The following is a 287-nucleotide window of genomic DNA, read 5'->3' as shown; positions in this document are numbered from 1 at the left end:
GCTTTTGCTAAATCAGCTTGAGCTTTGTCGACTTCTTCTTGTGTTGCGTTGAAGTCTTCTTGTACTTTGATTGCTTTATCTAAAGCATCTTGAACCGCTTTGTCTTCTTTGTCATTAACGTTCAATTCAGTATTTTCTGCTGTGTCGATGACTTTATCAAGTTCAACTTTGTCAGCTTTTTCTACTAAATGTTTTTGCGCTTCTTTCAAGTCTTGTGTTGCTTTATTGATTTCTTCAACTGTTTTACGAGCAGAATTTTTCACGATAGCTTGACCTGTTGTTTCAGC

General features: G+C 36.2%; 1 protein-coding gene. It reads right to left on the bottom strand.

Features of this window, described 5'->3' with window-relative positions; genetic code table 11:
* On the bottom strand, window positions 1–287 hold a 287-nt coding region (locus tag HMPREF2846_RS14470; RefSeq protein ID WP_218086524.1), incomplete at both ends, for a hypothetical protein.

This window comes from Staphylococcus sp. HMSC056G08, assembly GCF_001812305.1.
Lineage (GTDB): Bacteria > Bacillota > Bacilli > Staphylococcales > Staphylococcaceae > Staphylococcus > Staphylococcus simulans.
Note: the sequence above shows the minus strand (reverse complement) of the source record. Positions and strands in the feature narration are given on the sequence as shown.